Annotated in this window: 13 protein-coding genes; 11 read left to right on the top strand and 2 right to left on the bottom strand. The window is 49.1% G+C overall.

Going from position 1 to position 18,880, the window contains the following annotated elements; translation table 11 throughout:
• Positions 1 to 36 precede the first annotated feature (36 nt).
• The 10 genes from ACRRNK_RS02150 to ACRRNK_RS02195 all read left to right on the top strand — a co-directional run bounded on the left by ACRRNK_RS02150 (position 37) and on the right by ACRRNK_RS02195 (position 16,391).
• Complete coding sequence (locus tag ACRRNK_RS02150; RefSeq protein ID WP_433945188.1) at positions 37 to 3,153, top strand: type 2 lanthipeptide synthetase LanM family protein; 3,117 nt, start codon at positions 37 to 39, stop codon at positions 3,151 to 3,153.
• Positions 3,154 to 3,217: 64 nt separating this feature from the next.
• Entirely contained in the window at positions 3,218 to 3,400 is a 183-nt protein-coding gene (locus tag ACRRNK_RS02155; protein ID WP_127199127.1) for a class II lanthipeptide, LchA2/BrtA2 family, read from the top strand.
• Between the two features lie 91 nt (positions 3,401 to 3,491).
• Positions 3,492 to 6,410 carry a type 2 lanthipeptide synthetase LanM family protein gene (locus ACRRNK_RS02160; RefSeq protein ID WP_433945189.1) on the top strand — a complete coding sequence of 973 codons (2,919 nt, stop codon included), beginning with the start codon at positions 3,492 to 3,494 and terminating at the stop codon, positions 6,408 to 6,410.
• A 31-nt stretch (positions 6,411 to 6,441) separates the two neighbouring features.
• Entirely contained in the window at positions 6,442 to 8,610 is a 2,169-nt protein-coding gene (locus ACRRNK_RS02165) for a peptidase domain-containing ABC transporter (protein WP_433945190.1), read from the top strand.
• A gap of 50 nt (positions 8,611 to 8,660) precedes the next feature.
• Positions 8,661 to 8,807, top strand: a complete 147-nt coding sequence (locus tag ACRRNK_RS02170) for a hypothetical protein (protein ID WP_433945191.1) — start codon at positions 8,661 to 8,663, stop codon at positions 8,805 to 8,807.
• A gap of 35 nt (positions 8,808 to 8,842) precedes the next feature.
• Positions 8,843 to 9,754: an ATP-binding cassette domain-containing protein gene (locus ACRRNK_RS02175; RefSeq protein WP_433945192.1), complete on the top strand. Its 912-nt coding sequence runs from the start codon at positions 8,843 to 8,845 to the stop codon at positions 9,752 to 9,754.
• A gap of 4 nt (positions 9,755 to 9,758) precedes the next feature.
• Entirely contained in the window at positions 9,759 to 10,493 is a 735-nt protein-coding gene (locus ACRRNK_RS02180; protein WP_433945193.1) for an ABC transporter permease, read from the top strand.
• Between the two features lie 540 nt (positions 10,494 to 11,033).
• Complete coding sequence (locus tag ACRRNK_RS02185; protein ID WP_433945194.1) at positions 11,034 to 12,050, top strand: LacI family DNA-binding transcriptional regulator; 1,017 nt, start codon at positions 11,034 to 11,036, stop codon at positions 12,048 to 12,050.
• Positions 12,051 to 12,148: 98 nt separating this feature from the next.
• On the top strand, positions 12,149 to 14,683 hold the full coding sequence (locus ACRRNK_RS02190; protein ID WP_433946776.1) for a beta-mannosidase: 2,535 nt from the start codon (positions 12,149 to 12,151) through the stop codon (positions 14,681 to 14,683).
• Positions 14,684 to 14,999: 316 nt separating this feature from the next.
• Entirely contained in the window at positions 15,000 to 16,391 is a 1,392-nt protein-coding gene (locus tag ACRRNK_RS02195; RefSeq protein ID WP_433945195.1) for an L-cystine transporter, read from the top strand.
• A gap of 77 nt (positions 16,392 to 16,468) precedes the next feature.
• Here ACRRNK_RS02195 and ACRRNK_RS02200 read toward each other — a convergent pair whose 3' ends face one another.
• Entirely contained in the window at positions 16,469 to 16,663 is a 195-nt protein-coding gene (locus ACRRNK_RS02200) for a hypothetical protein (RefSeq protein ID WP_433945196.1), read from the bottom strand.
• Positions 16,664 to 16,684: 21 nt separating this feature from the next.
• Entirely contained in the window at positions 16,685 to 17,566 is an 882-nt protein-coding gene (locus ACRRNK_RS02205; protein ID WP_433945197.1) for a pentapeptide repeat-containing protein, read from the bottom strand.
• A 688-nt stretch (positions 17,567 to 18,254) separates the two neighbouring features.
• Here ACRRNK_RS02205 and ACRRNK_RS02210 point away from each other — a divergent pair.
• Positions 18,255 to 18,827, top strand: coding sequence for a GNAT family N-acetyltransferase (locus tag ACRRNK_RS02210; protein WP_433945198.1), 573 nt, complete (start codon positions 18,255 to 18,257; stop codon positions 18,825 to 18,827).
• The last annotated feature ends 53 nt before the right edge of the window (positions 18,828 to 18,880 follow it).

The following is an 18,880-nucleotide window of genomic DNA, read 5'->3' on the forward strand; positions in this document are numbered from 1 at the left end:
GCGGCACAATATAGGGGTGAAAAGGGAGGCGTTAGCATGGAACTCGCAGCTGAATCCGTACAGATTACCGGTAAAGACATTGTGGATTATTGGCTTCACCTGTTTCCCGAAATCGAGAATGAAGAGAAGTTATATGAGTTATTACATACGATTCAGGCTCTCACTCCGGAAGGCCTGATTGAACGAAGCTTGGATAGAATGTACCGGTCAGAGATGACCGTAAGCGCGGAGAATGCCGAGCTTGCTGAGCTTTTACACCTGGAACTTAGCCCCTATCTGAGAGAAAATACAGCCTTAACGCATTACGTCCCTTTTGCCCACTTTGTGCTTCCGGTTGTGAATGCGGGTCTGGACTCTTTTATCGCTGAACTTGGCAAGATGGATGTGACCCAGGATCAGAATTCTTTCATAGAGAATACAGTGAAGCACATGTTGGACAGTCTGTTCGAGCTGTCGTACAGGGTGATTGTCCTTGAAGTGAACGCCGCCCGCATGAACGGGCAGCTTAAGGGAGGGAGCTCGCAGGAGCGTCTATCTTATTTCTCGGAACAGCTGTTAACAGATAAGGAGTATCTATTAAGTCTATATAAGGAATACCCGGCACTCATTGAGGTCTTAAATATAACCAAGAACAACTATTACAATTTCACACTAGAAATTATACGGAATACGGCAGAACATCTGCCTGATCTCGCGGACAGGCTGAATCATGGGGAGCCGCTGGGAAGCTTGACGAAGATGGAGACCGGAGCCGGTGACGGCCATAAAGGCGGTAAGGCTGTATCCATCCTGGAATTTTCGTGCGGCCGGAAGCTGGTATACAAGCCGCGGAGCTTGGAACTTGAGCGCGGGTTCAACGAACTGCTGGATTGGCTGAACGAGCAGGACATCGATCAGGTACTGGATTTTCGGACAAGCAAGGTATTCACGGTGGACGATTATGGCTGGATGGAATTCATCGAGAATGAGGAATGCGAAGACCGACTCGCTCTGGAGAGATTCTATCACAGATCAGGGCAAATCTTGTGTCTGCTGTACGTCCTGAATTCGGTGGACTTCCATTTCGAGAACCTGATTGCTTCTGGAGAATACCCGATGCTGATTGATATGGAGTCAATCTTCCATGCTGTGGTCAAGGGTGAGAAGAAGGAAGTGAACAGCGGTTATATCAAGGCAAGGGAAGTGATTAATGCTTCCGTGAATATGATCAGCCTGCTGCCTACCCAGCTCAGCAAGCGCAGCGGTGCGGATGAAATCAGCTTTGATCTGGGTGGACTCAGTGTCAAAGAAGAGCAGATCATACCGATTAAGTCCTTGTTCATTGATGGAATTGAGACAGATTCAGTCAAGGTGCTGCGCAAGGACAGTGTCATTACCCCGAAATCGAACAATCCGGTATTCGAAGGACAGATCGCCAGCTCTGAAGATTACGTCCCGTATTTGAAGTACGGTTTTGAACAGCTGTACCGATGGATAATGAGTCGTAAGGCTATGGTCTCCGGCACAGTGGAGAGGATCTTCTCCTCCATGCGAAGCCGCTTGATCGTGAAGGCTACCGCCTCTTATGGCCAGCTGCTGAAGATCGCGTCACATCCGGACTTCATGCGAAGCCAGGATGACCGGAAGATGATTCTGCACCGCGTTGCCATTAAGGCTCCTGAAGTGCAGCGCTGGATTGTGCAGTCTGAATATGAGGATTTGTATCAGAATGACATTCCCTATTTCACCGTATGGATTAACGATACCAAGATTATCAATTCCCGCAACGAGGAATGCAGCGATCTGCTGGAGACAAGCTCCATGACCGCAGTTCAGAAGAAGCTAGCCGGGCTCTCCGAGGATGATCTGAACAGGCAGCTGGAATTTATCGAGATGTCCTACTTCAATAAACGCACGGATGAAGCGGATCTGACCGGCGTGGAGATTGGGGTACAAGTGAACAAGCTCACCCCGGAGCGGTGGCTGAAGACAGCCGAAGAGATCGGGGAGCACATCCTGAAGAGCAGCCTCAGCGGGATTAACGATGCCGGGAACCGGGATAAGTTCTGGATCAGCACGAGTCTGCAGGGCTTTGAGGAGAATATTTGGAAGCCGGACGTGCTGGGCTTCGATATGTATAACGGCAACGCAGGGATTGCCCTGTTCCTCGGCTATCTCGGGAAGATCACAGGCCGGGAGGATTTCAAGGAAGCTTCCTTCGAGGCTATGGAGATGCCGCGCAGTATTATGCAGAATCTGGAGAAGGACCAGCCTTATTCGATGGGGGCTTTTACCGGGCTGCCCGGCATTATGTACACCCTGCACAAGCTTGCCGAGCTGTACAAGGATGAAGACAGCATTGATTTCATCAATGCTCATATGGATACACTTCTCGCCATGCTCGCTACAGACGAGATTCATGATGTGATTGGAGGCGCAGCCGGAGCCTTGGGAGTAGCGCTATCCCTTTCGCAATCCTCAAATACGAGACTCAGGGAATCTTCCCTGCGTCTGGCCAAGGCCAGCTATGAGCAGCTCATGAAATCCCGCAGGGAAGAGGAAGGTATGATCTACTGGCCGTCGGTTGGAGATAAATCCTACTCTGGCTTCTCCCATGGCAATGCCGGAATTATCGCCTATATGCATAAGCTGTACACCCTTACTGGTGACCAGGATATCCTGTCCAATATAAGCAAGGCTCTCAGGTTTGAGCGCAATCTCTACTCCGCCAAAGACCATAACTGGTTCGTCTCGGACCGGCGGGACAAGGTGAGCAACGGCTGGTGTCACGGTGCCCCCGGGATGCTGCTCAGCAAACTGATGCTGAAGGAGCAAGGATATATAGATGCGCTTCTGGAGCTGGAGATGGATACAGCGATCCGAACTACCGCACAGCATGGAATTGGCAATAATCCAACTTATTGCCACGGGGATCTTGGCAATCTGGCTGTTCTCCGCTATGCCGCTCAGATGAGAGGCGATAACCAGCTGCTGGACAGGGCGGTCAGCGCTTATCAGTATCTTTTTGACGAGGTGCTGTCCAGAGAGTGGAACCAGAAGAACATGAAGAGTGGATGGTCCCTCAGCCTGATGATCGGCATTACGGGGTTCGGCTACTCGATGCTGAAGAATTATGCGCCTGACGAGGTTCCCGAGTTTCTCTGGCTCCAGTGAAGAAGGATATATCGGCGGTTCACCCCGCCTTTATATAAAATTAAAAGAACTGAGAGGAGAATGAATGATGAAAGCAGAACTGAATCAAATTTCCGGTATGATCGAGGAGAACGAGCTTGAACTGTTGGCAGGCAATGAGGATGTAAAAGGCGGCTGGACGCCTGTAGCTACCGTCGTTATTTCCGTTATCGGTATCACTTTGAATGCAACTCCTTGCCCTACATCAGCTTGCACTAAATCATGTTAATTCCGTAAACATACATTAGGCAGGGGATGCGCGCTTCCCCTGCCTAATACCCTATTCAAGCACCTATCCATTACCCCTGAGGAGGATCTGTATGTCTATTGAGATGAAGGACAATGAGTGGATTAGAGAGATGAGGGACTTCGAAGATCTTGAATATTATCTTTCAGATCAGAATAAGGACACACATGCCTTCCATTTATTTTTCGTCAGATTTCTGGATGGTTTCAGAGCGGAGCTTGAGCGGCTGCTGAGCGGCTTTGAGCAGGAAAGTCAGCTGAAGGTACATAAGGAGCACATCATAGCCGATATTGCGGAAGCCATGCTTAATGAGCTGTCTTCATTCAGTATCCGGACTTTAATCTATGAGATTAATGAGAAGCGGATTCTAGGTCTGCTGCAGGGACAGACACCCGAAGAGCGGTACACCTATTATAATGAACAGTTCAAGAAGAGAGAGCCTTTCTATGAACTGCTGAACAAATATCCGGTCCTGTATACCCTGATGCAGCACATGATCCAAGCCAGACTTGGATTAATTAAGGAAGCGCTCGAACATCTATCCCGCGATGCCGCGCAGATTGCAAGTGAATTTGATCAGCCTTTTAGGGAAATAACCGAGATCCGGGTTACCTCCGGAGATACGCATAACAATGGCAAAAAAGTCCTCGGGATCACCACAGATACGGGGAAATTTATATATAAACCGCACAGTCTCTCTACAGACAGTCTGTATAACCATCTGGTCGATTTCATGAATCAGCAGGGGACGCTAAAGATGAAGATCGAATACGTCCCAAGTATCGATAAAGCGGATTACGGCTGGCAGAAATATGTGGAGCCGGGAACATGCACCTCGGAAGAGGAAGTCTGCAGCTATTATTACCGGTTAGGGGCCAATCTGTCCCTGCTTCATATGATTGGAGCGACAGATATTCACTTCGAGAATCTGATTAGTGCGGGAGAGCATCCATATATTATCGATCTTGAGACTCTGGTCGAGAACAAGACGATGGAGATGGAGCGCAGCGGGGGGCTGGTGGAAGAATTCAACCGCAGCATTAATGATTCCGTGCTCGGCACGGCGGTGCTGCCGCTTAATTTCAAGAACAGCATCTTCGACTTCGATATGAGCGCGATGTCCAATTTCGAGGAACAGAAATCTGATTTCTGGAAAATGTTCGTCGTGCTTAATAATTACACCGATGAAATCAAGCTCGAACGCATGCCGGGCAGCATAGGGAAGGCTTCCAACTTTGTCATTCTGAATGGCGAGAAGATCGAGCCGTATCTGTATATCGAGGACCTGCTCGAAGGCTTCGAACAGGGTTACCGCCTGATCTGTGAACATAAGCAGCAGTTCATGGACACGCTGTCCAGCTACTGCGATCGTTTTGAGGTTGTCGTCAGACAAGTGCTGAAGCCTACCAGCATCTATGCCAAGTTTCTGGAAGCTTCTACGCATCCGAATTATCTAAAATCCCAGGCTGACCGGCTGACGCTGCTGTCCAAGCTCAAGACGAAGAAGGATCTGGCGAGTGACAAGATTATGGCCCAAAGGGATTTTGAAATCGCGGCTCTGTTCCAGTGTGATATTCCGTACTTTACCACCACGATGAATTCGAAGGATATTATCTGCAACAACAATGGGGTCATCCCAGATTACTTTCAGTTAACGCTGATGGATATCATCCTGAAGCGGGTAAGCCGCATTACGCTTGAACAGCTGGAGCACCAGCTGTATCTGATCCGGCTGTCCATCTCGACCTCAGTGAACAACAACTGGCTTAAGGAAGCGGGTCGAAGCTTTCCGAGGCTGAACGGGCAGATTCCGTATTTCAAGAGCAGCCAGGACTATGTCGGCGGCGCGCGAGAGATCGGGGATTTCATGGACCGGACAGCCGTCTGGAATGAGGAGCATACCGCCTGCACCTGGCTGACACAGCTCATTGATGGGGAACGGCTGAAGCTGGGCGCCCTGAATTATATGCTTTATGAGGGCGGAGGCGCCATTCTATTCTTGTATACCCTCGCGAAAGAGACGGGTGAGGACAAGTATTACCGTCTGGCCGAGGCGGGGCTAAGAGGAATTGAGGAGCAGATGAGCGGAGCGGACATGAAGCCGGCGCTGTCTTCTTTTAATGGAGTAGGGTCCCTGATCTATATCTATTACACCTTGTATAAAATGTACGGGGATGACTCCGCATACGCCAAATATGAGAGCTATCTCGGTCAGCTCCGCGAAGCCGAAGTAGAAGGAGATCACGAGATTGACTACGTGTCCGGGATCGCAGGATTGATCACGCTGCTATTAAATATTTATGAAGCGGAACAGGACCCAAGGCTGCTCGAAATCAGTAGTAAACTTGGAGAATACGTATATAGCGGGATTAACGGCAACCCAGAGACGGTCCTTACAGGGATGTCGCACGGCTTCTCGGGCATAGCCCTTGCGCTGGTGAAGCTCGGAGCACACCTGAAGGAAGACCGTTATCTCTCACTGTCCCGTCATCTGCTGGAGCAGGAAAATAAAAACTACAGCAGTGAGAGGATGAATTGGCTTGATCTTAGGGACGGGGAGCAGCAGGCCGATCCGGTGTATTGGTGTCATGGGGCTCCCGGCATTACGCTTGCCAGAACTCAGCTCCTTCCATACATTCATGAGCTTAATTCGTTCCCGCTGGAATCGGATATTTATCGGGGCGTTGGCAAGCTGATGCAGGATGGCTTCTCGGAGAAGCTTGATCACAGTCTGTGCCACGGCGTATTCGGCAATATCGATATCCTGCTTACGGCGGGGAGCGTGATGAACGAGGGCGGATGGCTGGATCAGGCACATGCCGAGGCGCGGCAGGTCCTTCAGCGAATCCGGGATACCCGGGTGATCTGCGGCTTGAACAATGCCTTTGACCTGATGTCCTTCATGGTGGGATTAACCGGTATGGGTTACGCTCTCCTGCGATTGAACAATCCTGATCTTCCTTCTGTGTTAGCTATGGAGATCTATCACTAACTCTATCAGATTGGTAAGAAAGGAAGATACTATGCGAATCGCTAGGAGAAGGCATGTCCCTTATATTAGCCAAATGGTTCAAACGGAGTGCGGGCTCTGCTGCTGCGCGATGATCCTGAGATATTACAAGAGCAATGAAAGTCTGCTGGATCTCAGGGAATACATCGAGGTTGGCCGCGATGGGCTGTCCATGAAGCAGCTTCAGAGCCTGCTCGTGGAGCGCGGCTTCGACTCCAAGATGTACCGGGCGAGCGTGGAGCAGCTGAAGAAATTCAAGATGCCGGTGATCGTGCACTGGAATAACGAGCATTTTCTCATTGTTGAGAAATTCACGAGCTCAGGCGTCCTGATTGTCGATCCTGCGACGGGCAGCCGGAAGATTACCGAAGCGGAGTTCGCGGAGAAATTCAGCAATTATGTGCTGACCGCGATTCCGACTGAGCAGTATACACCGCGCAAGAAGACGAGAAGAAGCCCGTGGTTCCACGTCATGAAGATGATTTGGGAGAAAAAACGGCTGATGTTCCTCGCCCTGGTCGTCTCGGTAGTCAGTTATCTCATCATGCTGCAGATTCCGAATCTGGTGGAGTCGGTTATCGATCAAGCGGCCAAGTCATCGGATGTAGGATGGCTGAACAAGTATTTGATCGGCATCGCCGCGATCACCCTGCTGTATTTGTTCGTCCTGCTGGCCAGGGGACTGAGCTATATTGTCCTGAATGTAGCGGTAAGCCGGGAGCTGGTCTCGAAGACGTTCCTGCATCTACTTAAGCTGCCTTTCAAATTCTTCGATGTCCGCACTTCAGGAGACCTGATCTACAGGCTGGGCAGCATTAATGGGCTCAGGGAACTCTTGACTACACAGTTGATCGGCGGGTTCGTTGACCTCGGCGCCATGGCCTTCATTCTGTATTACATGCTCAGCAAGTCGGTGCTGCTGACTCTTACTGCGATTGGAATTTGTGCACTCAACGTGCTGTTCATGGCACTCACAAGAAAGTCTATTGCCGATTCGATTAATAATGAAATTGTGATGCAGACGAAGTCCCAGTCTATCCAGGTGGAATCGCTGTTCTCCATCTCCTCGATCAAGATGTCGGGAATGGAGGATCAGGTCTATAACAACTGGGATGACAGCTTTGAGCAGGTGCTGGATAAGTACAAGAAGAGATCGGTGATCCAGAATATCTATAACTCGGTCAACGGCACGTTCCAGACGATTGGGCCCATTATCATTCTGATCATCGGGATGTACCTGACGTTCAGCAAGCAGCTGACGATTGGGGAAGTGATCGCTTTTCAGGCCTTGTCCGTGACCTTTTTTGGCCTAAGCACCTCCCTCTTCGGGGTATATACACAGTATTTGCTCGCTACGACCTATCTGGACCGGGCTCACGATATTTGGGAGCAGACACCGGAAGAAACTCCCGAGAATCCGATCTCGCATGATTTGAAGGGACAAGTGGAACTGAAGAATGTCAGCTTCTCCTATACGGCTCATTCCGATAAAGTGCTGAAGGACATCAATCTGCGCATCGAAGCTGGTCAGAAAGTCGCGATTGTGGGCTCCTCCGGTTCAGGCAAAAGCACCCTGGGGAAAGTATTGGTAGGGCTCTATTCACCGACAAGCGGTGAGGTCTTCTATGATGACATTCCGATGAAATCGCTTGACCGCAAAGAGCTGTGCAGACAGATGGGGATTGTTCCCCAGGATATTACGTTATTCAACAAGACGATCTATGAGAACATTGTCATGAACAAGCCGGTTGAGCTTGAAGAGGTGATGGAAGCGGCCAAGATTGCCCAGATTCACGATGAAATTATGGCGATGCCGATGGGCTACAGAACCGTGATTTCGGAAATGGGGATGAACCTGTCCGGGGGACAGCGGCAAAGAGTCGCCTTGGCGAAAGCCCTGCTTAACCAGCCCAAGCTGATCATTCTTGACGAAGCTACAAGCTCCCTGGATGTAATAAACGAATCCCGCATTTCATATTATCTGAAATCGGCGGGCTGTACACGAATTGTCATTGCCCACCGTCTTTCAACGATCAAGGATTCGGATGTCATCATCGTGATGAAGCATGGCGAGATTGTCGAGCAGGGGACTCATGAAGAGTTGATTGAACTAGGAAAAGTCTACAGTGAGCTGTATAGTGCTCAGGTCGGTTCGGAGGATCAAGCCTTGATGCTAACTTAGATGGAGTGACCGAAGTCCGGTTCATTCCATACAGAACTGGAGGAATTGTGATGAGAACCAAAAAAGGCATGTATATGGCGGTATGTGTTGCGCTTGGACTCGTAATAGGGATTATGATGAACCAGCTGTTATGGGGTCTGCTTGGAGGACTTGTGATTGGTGTGATTCTAGAATTCGGAACGAATAAGAAAGCATAACATTATTTCAAAGCTGAATAGGGGTGTGATAACGAATGCCCGAGTATATTTTGAGAACCCGGCAGCTCAGCAAATTTTACAAACAAGACAAGGTTCTGGATAACGTCAATATGGGTATCCGCAAGGGAGATATATACGGCCTCATCGGAATGAACGGGGCAGGCAAAACCACCTTAATCCGCATTCTAGCCGGCCTCACCCCGAGCTCGGGGGGATCAATCGAGCTGTTTGGCAGTACGGAGGAAAGTCAGATTGAGCAGCTTCGCAGGAAGGTGGGCTGGTTGATCGAGACGCCAGCGCTGTATCTGAATCATACGGCCTATGAGAACCTGGAGCTGGAGAGAATCCACAAGGGTATTGAGGATAAGCAGGCCATTGAGAGAGTACTTCAGATTGTGGGGCTTGAAGATGCCGGAGACAAGAAGACCGCGAATTTCTCTCTGGGGATGAAGCAGCGTCTCGGCATCGCGATGGCTTTACTCGGAGAGCCTGAGTTATTGGTACTGGATGAGCCGATTAACGGACTTGATCCGGTGGGGATTGTCGATATGAGAGAGCTCCTGATGGAGCTTAACCAGAAGTACGGAATCACCATTCTGATCTCCAGCCATATTCTCACGGAGCTGGCACAGATCGCAACCCGTTACGGCATCATCAATCATCATACCTTGGTTCGGGAGATCTCGGCCGATGAGTTAAGCCAGAGAAGTAAGCCTTACATTTCCATTAAGTCGAAGCCTGTGGAAAATACGATTCAAGTCCTTGCCTCCAAGCTGAACACGGATCGGTTCGAGGTGGTGGGAAATACCGTCCGGTTGTACGATTACTATACAGAATCCGGCCGCGTAGCCTCGCTTCTCCATGAGAATGGAGTTGCCGTCGAGGAGATCTCTTGTAAAGGACAAGATCTGGAGCAATATTATATGACGCTGCTCGAAAGGAACTAACGCAATGGGAAACCTAATTAGAGCCGAAGTATATAAGCTGAAGTCTTCCAAAGTCATTTACATCCTGGCCGTCCTGCTTATCATGTTATCCTTGTTCATCTCTTTCTGGTTCAGAACTTATTCCGGTCAGCGGATCATGCTGCTGGTGTTTGAAATCCAGCTGATGTTCCCGTTAATTATCGTCATTGGCCTGCTCGGAGCCAGCTTTATCTCGAATGAATACAAGTCGGGCGGGTTCAAAAAGTACATTTATTACGGGCATAACCGGCGCCGAATTCTGTTATCCAAAGGCATTGTGTTCACAATCGTCATCTCGCTCCTAAGCTTAATTATGCCTACTGTAACGACACTTGTTAATTCGGTGATGAACGGGTTCGGCGAGAGCGGCGGGGGGAGTCCGGGGGCGTTAGTCTTTAGAGCCTTTGCCCTGAATCTGCTTGTGTATGTGGGGATCGCCTCAGCGGCTTTCTTCATCTCCATGCTGTTCAAGAACAGCCTGGCTACACTAGGCATCTTCTTTGGGCTGTACAACCTGTACGTCATTCTTCAGGCCCTGGCCATGAATAATGAGACGTTCCGGTTCATATATCAGAAGACGATTCTGGGACAGATTGCAATTGCCTCCGCTCTGCATATTACAGCGCCGCAAATCTGGCAGCTAATTACTGTGGCATTGGTGACAACAGGGATATTCATGTATTTAAGTGTGTTTTCATTCCGGCGTATGGAGATCAAATGAAATTAATTGCGCTTTGGGAACTGAGTTAGGCAGCTGGGTACGGATCACACACGAATCTGGCATGTACAGTAGATAAACTATAAAATAGACCTCCAATCCTTCCTGTTGCTATGGAGAGGTTGGGGGTCTACTCTATTTGATAGAGAACAGGGACAATATGCAGGCTATGACAAAAAACATTATAGAGCAGTATTGTTAGGGGAATTGGCGTGAATAGAACTGGTAAAACGACAATGATTAAGGGACCCGAATTACTGGAAATAACCAACTCGAATACCGATCTTTTGGTTATTGAAATACGTTGAGCATGTGTCATATCTTCGGAATCTCAAATCTTCAATGTATAGGAAGATTGAGATTTTTTTTGTTCTTTCGTTTAGTTCGGAGGGGGGCTCATCATACCATGTAGTCTGTAAAATGAATTTTGTTATTATAGTACTTATAACTTTGTTAGTTTTTTAGTTGCGATAGGAGGCTAATTTTGTGATAATAGGAAAAGTAATTTGGGTGTGAAGCGAAAACACAAGAATAGGTGATCGGATGAAGGGCAAAGTTACTGTTCAAGAGATTGCGGACTTTGTAGGTGTATCCAAATTCGCGGTCTCCCGTGCGCTTGCCGGGAAGTCGGGAGTCAGTGAGAAGACAAGAGAGAAGATACTAAAGGCAGCCAGCGACCTTGGATATTTAAAAAATGGATCTAAGCGTGTCCTGCCTGAGCCCGCGTTAGAAGCCGCAAATAAGTGGAAGGGGAACATTGTGGTTCTGTTCCCGAATATTAGATACCAGAATCGGGACTCCTTGTATTGGGGGCCAATCTTTGATGGTGTCTCTGCGAGGCTGAATGAGAAAGGAATCGATATTATTACGCTGACTGAGCCTTCGACCGAAGATATTTTCTCGCTGATCAATCCAGATGCGGTAAGTGGAATTATTACAGTTGGAACCGTCTCCTCTTCCATTCTGGCCGAGATCGACCGCTTGAGAATTCCAGCGGTTATGATCGACCACATGGACCCGGCTCTGACTTGTGATACGGTCTTCACGGATAACTTTATGTCCATCAACGAGATTATGAACTTTCTTCTAAATAGAGGATACAAGAGCTTTCAGTTCGTGGGATACCCTGGTTACGCGCCGAGCTTTCGGGAGAGATGGACAGCCTACCGGGCATTCCTTGAAGAGAAGGGAATTGAGGGCAATCAGGCCCAAGGCTTGATATCTCCAGCAAGAGAGGATCTTGCGAAGACCATTATGGAGATGAATGCCCGGGATCTTCCTGAGGTGTTCCTGTGTGCGAATGACAAAATGGCTTCATTTACCGTTGAGGCTCTTACGGCTAAAGGAATTAAAATTCCTGGGCGCTGCGCCGTAACCGGCTTTGACAATCTCAATGTGGAGCTTCCGCTACTCGCCACAGCCGAGGTGAACAAGGAGCAGCTGGGAATGCGTGCCGTTGACCAGATTCTGTGGCGGATTCAGAATCCTGACTATGCGTATGAGCGCAAAATGGTCTCAACAGATATTATCATTCGTGAAGAGAATGGTATGAAGCATTAGGGGTATCAAAATAGGACAAAGACAGCAGATCCTAACGGAAAAGCTGTCTTTTTTTGTTATTGTTATGTAATTTGTTAGCTAAATGCATAACAAAATAGATAACAACTTTTAAAGCATGTGATGAGCAGCAATGGCTTCCAGCAGTAGTGCCTGGATGTGTGCATACAGATTTATTACGCAACGGATTAATTCCTGATCCATTCTATGGAACGAATGAGCATAATCTGCAGTGGATTGATAAGAAGGACTGGGAGTACCGGTCAGAATTTGAAGTTGGGCCTGAGATGGCGCAGTTATCCCGTATTGACCTGGTATTTGAAGGTCTTGATACTTATGCGGATGTCTATCTGAACGAGCAGCCTATTCTGGCGGCAGATAATATGTTCAGGATCTGGAAGGTCGACGTTAAGGAGCAGCTTAAGCCAGGAATCAATACGCTACGGATTCGCTTCCGTTCGCCGATTCATGAGGATCTTCCGAAGCTTGAGAAGCTGGGGTATGCCTTGCCAGCTCCAAATGATCAGTCTGAGCTTGGCGGGCTTGAGGACAAGAGGGTGAGTGTTTTTGCGAGAAAGGCGCCTTACCATTATGGATGGGACTGGGGACCTCGCTTTGTAACTAGTGGAATCTGGCGTGAGGCTCGGCTTGAAGGGTGGTCACAGCTTCAAATTAGCGATTTGTATATCCGTCAGGACGAAGTTACTCCGAATGCGGCCAAGCTGACGGTCGTGGCGGAAGTGAACTCCGAGGCCAACTGGGCCGGGACGCTTCGCATTGCAGCTGACGGTAAGCAGTGGGAACAACAGGTTCAAGTGACAGCGGGGCAATCTACGGTGTCTATAAATGTAGAGATTGCGAACCCGGACCTGTGGCGGTGCCAAGGCCTGGGCGAAGCGAATCTGTATACGTTCCAGGCGGAGCTGCTGTTCGAAGAGGAGTCTATTGCGAAGAGGTCCGTTCGGACAGGTCTGAGAGACCTGAAGCTTATTCGTGAGAAGGATGAGGCGGGCGTGTCCTTCCACTTTCAGCTGAATGGGGTACCTGTCTATATGAAGGGTGCGAACCATATACCAAATGACAGCTTTATAACAGAGGTCACTCGTGAGCGATATCTGCATGAAATTGTGACTGCGGTGGAGTCGAACATGAATATGCTTCGTGTATGGGGCGGCGGATTCTATGAAGAGGATGTCTTCTATGAATTATGTGATGAGCACGGCATTTTGGTATGGCAGGACTTCATGTTCGCCTGCAGCATGTATCCAGGAGATGAAGCATTCTTAAGCAGTGTTCGCGCAGAGGCTGTAGACAATGTAAAACGACTTCGTAACCATCCTTCCATTGCGCTGTGGTGCGGAAATAATGAGATTGACTCGGCTTGGGCGCACTTTGTTGAGGATGCGGGCTGGGGCTGGAAGAAGGACTACAGTCCGGAGATTCGGGAGAAGCTGTGGGCGGATTATGAAGCGATCTTCCACAAGCTGCTGCCTGAGGTCATCTCTGAGCTGTCCCAGAACATCGCATACTGGCCTTCTTCTCCACTTCGTAATCTGACCGGAGATCAGGAGCAGCACGCATATAAGACAACGGGGGATGGAGACATTCACTATTGGGGCGTGTGGCATGCGATCGAACCCTTTGAAAACTACAATAAGAATGTAGGGCGCTTCATGAGCGAGTATGGATTCCAGTCCTTCCCTGAGCTGAAGTCGGTTCTTGAATATGCGCCGGAGGAAGCTCTAGAGCTCGAGTCCGAGATTATGCTGGCCCACCAGAAGAACGGCCGGGGGAACCAGCTGATCAAGGAATACATGGATATGTACCTTCCTGAGCCCAAAGACTTTAAGTCATTTCTCTACATGAGCCAGGTTCTGCAGGCCGAGGCGATTACCATGGCTATTGAGGCGCACCGACGCAGCAAGCCTTACTGTATGGGGACTCTGTACTGGCAGATGAATGACTGCTGGCCGGTAGCTTCATGGGCGGGAATGGATTATCAAGGGCGCTGGAAGGCGCTGCAGTATGCGGTGAAGAGAAGCTTCGCCCCTGCGGTGCTCATTATACAATCAACCGAGGATAACATTACCTTCCATGCCGTATCGGATCTGGAAACGGCAATTCAGGCCGAGTTTGTTACTGAGCTTCGCATGATTTCCGGAGAATTGGTTGCACAGAAGTCACATTCAGTGACTCTGAGTGCGAACGAGTCGGCAGAAGTGTTCCAAATTTCCAGAGATGAGCTCCTTGGGGACCATGATCCACATGGCGTGATTCTGATGGCAGCTCTGAAGCAGGGAAGGGACGTAATTGCGGCAAGAGAGCATTACCTGGCACCGGAGAAGGAGCTCAAGCTCGTTAAGCCAAATATCAAGGTGACCGAAGCTCAAGGTAAAAACGGCGCTACAGTCTATACGCTGAAGACGGATACCTTGGCCAGACAGGTCTGGCTGTCCACGCCGGAGGAAGGGATTTTCACTGACAACTTCTTCGATTTGATTCCGGGTCAGCCAAGAACCGTGGAGTTCAAGCTTCGATCCGGAGCAGGCTCATTTGTACCGGCTGCGGCATCAGCGCTGGAAGTTAGATCAATGGCGGACTTTGTAGGCGTTGAATCACTGATCCAGCTAAAGTGAAGTGGATTCTCCAGGCAGCTGCCCGACAAGGTATTCGCTGATAGATTTATTAACTCATTCCCCGGATATTCGGGGGATGAGTTTTTGCTTTGGCGCCTCTTTTTCGCGGCTAACTCCTGAACAAGATATGAGTCATCATGTATTATCCCAGTTTCCAAACATATACATAAATAAATACTTAAATTAATCCTATAAATTTAGTAGACATTGTGTTACAATAGTCGAGCACATCATCTTTCCGGTACGCTACGGGTTCTTCCTGTACCAGATCAGGGTAATAATTCATACTTAGTGCGATTAGAGGGGGATATTTATTATGACTACATTTTGGGTAGTACTCAACGTAGTTGTTATGCTGGTTCTTGTGGGCTTCTTGCTGTGGCTGCAGAAGAAGCATATATCATTTACCAAGCGTGTATTTGCCGGACTCGGCCTGGGAATCGTGTTCGGGGTTATTCTGCAGCTTGTATCCAAGCCGGATTCGGATGTGGTCACCAAATCAACAGACTGGTTCAACCTGATCGGTTACGGTTATGTGGGGCTTCTTCAGATGATTGTTGTGCCGCTGATTATGGTGTCGATCATTTCGGCTATTATGAACTTGAAGGGTAGGCAGAACCTCGGTAAGATCAGTGCTTCGATCATTGCCGTGCTGCTGATTACCACCGCAATTGCGGCATCTGTGAGTATTGTAACCAGCCTTAGCTTTAACTTGAAGGCTATTGAGATTCAGAGCGGGGATAAAGAGCAGCAGCAAGGAGCGAAGCTGGAAGAACGCCTTGGTGATGTGAAGGATCAGACGATCCCGCAGCAAATCCTTGAATTTATTCCTACCAATCCGTTCGCGGATATGACCGGAGCCCGTCGTTCTTCTACGCTGGCTGTCGTTATTTTCTCCGCATTTATCGGGATTGCTGTATTGGGTCTGGATAAGAAGAAGCCGGAACAAGCAGATACTTTCCGCAAAATGATAGATGCCGTATACGCGGTAGTTATGCGTATCGTAACACTGGTGCTCAGGCTGACCCCTTACGGGATTCTCGCCCTGATGGCCAAGACGATTGCCACGACGAATGCGGATTCAATCGTGAAGCTGATCAAGTTCGTAGGTGCTTCTTATGTAGCACTTATCGTAATGTTTATTATCCACCTGATTCTGCTGGCATTGTTCGGCTACAATCCAGCCAAATATGTACGCAAAGTGCTGCCTACGCTCGTGTTCGCATTCACTTCACGTTCAAGTGCGGCAACCATTCCGCTCAATGTGGAGACACAGACGAAAAAGCTTGGCGTTCCAACAGGTATCGCCAACCTGGCAGCGACCTTTGGCGCTACGATTGGTCAGAACGGGTGTGCAGGGATCTATCCTGCGATGCTGGCTGTCATGATCGCGCCAACTGTCGGAATAGATCCTTTTAGCTGGGATTTCATTCTGACCTTGATTCTTGTTGTAACCATCAGCTCATTCGGTGTGGCCGGAGTCGGCGGCGGAGCTACCTTCGCTTCCCTGATCGTACTCTCCACCATGAACTTGCCGGTTGCGCTGGCGGGTCTGCTGATCTCGGTTGAGCCGTTGATTGATATGGGTCGTACTGCCCTGAACGTTAACGATTCGATTACGGCTGGTGTGATTACAGGTAAGATCCTTGGTGAGAATGACAAAGAAGTGTTCAACAAGGATGTAGATCTTGACGTGGCTACGGCTTAAGATGAAGTCGTGCTGAGTTTGACTGAGTAATATGGAAATCCCGGACTGCTGAGGCGGTCCGGGATTTTTGTGTTATATCATAGGAACGCTGGGGCACTGGGAGACTGCGCCTGCAGCTCGGCAGGCCGCTCCAAGGCATCAAGCGCAGGCAGCTCTACACGGCGCAGCGACATTTGTCTTGCCAGCAGAGCCCGGTTCAGGGCGCGGGGACTGAGGATGGAGTTTTTCATTTGGCTAGAGATGCCCGGCGGGGCTGTATAATCAGAACTCATTTTCCAGTACCTCCTGTTAATTTATTTGCTGGAGGCCAGCCAATGTTCGGGATGAACGAGTAAGGAGGGCAGCTTTGTGGCTGCATCGCCTTTGGCTGCGTTAACTTGGGCTTGCGTAAGGAAAATACTGTCCATTAGATTAGCTCCCCTGAGATCGGTATCCCGGAGGTCAGCCCCGATCAGATCCGCTCCTCTCAGGTCGGCCCCTCTCAGATCCGCGGCAATAAGGTAGGCACCCCTCAGGTTGGCTCCCCTCAGATCGGCTCCTTTGAGCTTGGCTGCGATGAGGTCCGCTCCTCGGTCAAAGCTCTTTGTCTTACGTCCTTGAGGAGTCTGAATCTTGCGCCGGGCATCTTCTCGTACGAGCTCACTTGTCCTGAGCAGCAGAATATTAACCTTGGCCCGGTGTGCTGCCACATCCAGCTGAATAATAGAATCCGGGGTGAGCTGAGTTAGGTGTTCCGTCTCGGCGAGGGCGGATTCGAGATCACCCCATATTTCGCGGGCAGGCTCCAGGGTTAACGCTTCGTTCAGATACCAGAGCAGCTCATGAATCTGCCACATTACAGGGAATACCTCGTACATCATCTTGGCCGATTCTGGATATGCACGCCAGTCACGTCCTTCAAAGGTAATCTGGGATACCTGTTGTCCTGCTCCAAAGCAGTCATATACTGTGCACCCCCGAAAGCCTAACGGTCTGAGCTTATTATGAACGCCGCACCGGAAATCCGGCTGCAGATGCTGACAGGGCTGCCCGGCATTCTTGTCCACGGCGAAGTCCACGGATGCCGCGAAGGGCAGGGACACACAGCAGAGGCCGAAGCAGTTCTCGCAGTCTGCTTGCAGATGGCGGCGGCTTCTGACTGGTGAAGAATCTGAGTGATGATGACTCTCTAACATGAAATACTTAATCTCCTTTTTACGGCATTGTATTCGAACTTATGAATATTTTAATTTTAAGGCAAGAATTGGGAAGATCATAGAGGGATTTTTAAATATAATGGAAATTTACAGATTATGGGTTATCATTAGGTTATGTATTCTGTGTGTTCCCACTGGATATGGAATTACAATAGAAGAACCGCCCTAGTATAAGGGCGATTCTCCAAGCTTATAGCCTTAAAAAACGATAAATCTTCCTGGCAGATGTCCAGTACGCCGAATTCGTCTTATCTCTTCTAACGTTAACCGGGTGCTTGACATGATAATGGAGTTAACCTCGAAGCCTATTGTTTTCTCTAAATCAGCAATATTTCTGCTTATCCGTATGACGCGAAATCTGCCTTTGAAATTGCTGCGTGAGAACAGTACCAAGGTAGCGCCTCTGCTGTTGGACCGAAATCTTAAACTTTCAGGCTCGCCAAAGATTCTCTCAATATTACGAACAGCTATGTTGCCTCTAAAGACTAATCTTCTTCCGAAAAAATTTTCTTCACTGAAAAGTTCTAACCTTGGCAGCACACACCGCCCTTGACTTATTATACCCATAAATACACTCCCTTTCATTTCGAAGCTTCTACAATATATGCTAGAAATGAAAGGTTGCTTGTGTATTGTGGAATATACTATGAATCAGGAGGAATTTTGGATGAGTAGCCCTATCTTGCTTTCATTTCCCGAAGAGTTCGAGACAGAGCGCCTGACTATACGGGCACCCCGGTTTGGGGAGGGCGCATTAATCAATGAAGCTATATGCGAGAGTGTAAATGAGCTGAAGCCGTGGCTGCCTTTTGCCAGAGTTCTTCCTACTGTGGATGAATCTGAGGCTTATGTACGCCGGGCGAGGCTTAACTTTCTGGAACGGACGGATTTGGTTCTTCATCTGTTTGATAAGCATACGAACCAGTTCGTTGGCAGCAGCGGACTGCATCGGTTCGATTGGGATATTCGCAATTTCGAGATTGGATATTGGCTCAGAACCTCGCGTACAGGCCAGGGTCTGGCGTTGGAAGCCGTACATGGAATAACTGCCTTTGCGGTTAATTACTTGGATGCGAAGCGGCTGGAGATCCGATGCAGTCCGGCCAATCAGCCGAGCCGCCGGGTTGCCGAGCGGGCGGGATTCACACAGGAAGGCATACTGCGGAATGCCAATCTGGATGAACGTGGCGCGCAAGCAGACATCATGATTTTTGCAAAAGCCAAAGGATATGAGTACTAATTGGGATTTCTTGCTGTATACCACATTACGGTTGAAATCCAGAGATAAAGAAT

Source organism: Paenibacillus sp. SN-8-1 (genome assembly GCF_050995535.1).
GTDB lineage: Bacteria > Bacillota > Bacilli > Paenibacillales > Paenibacillaceae > Fontibacillus.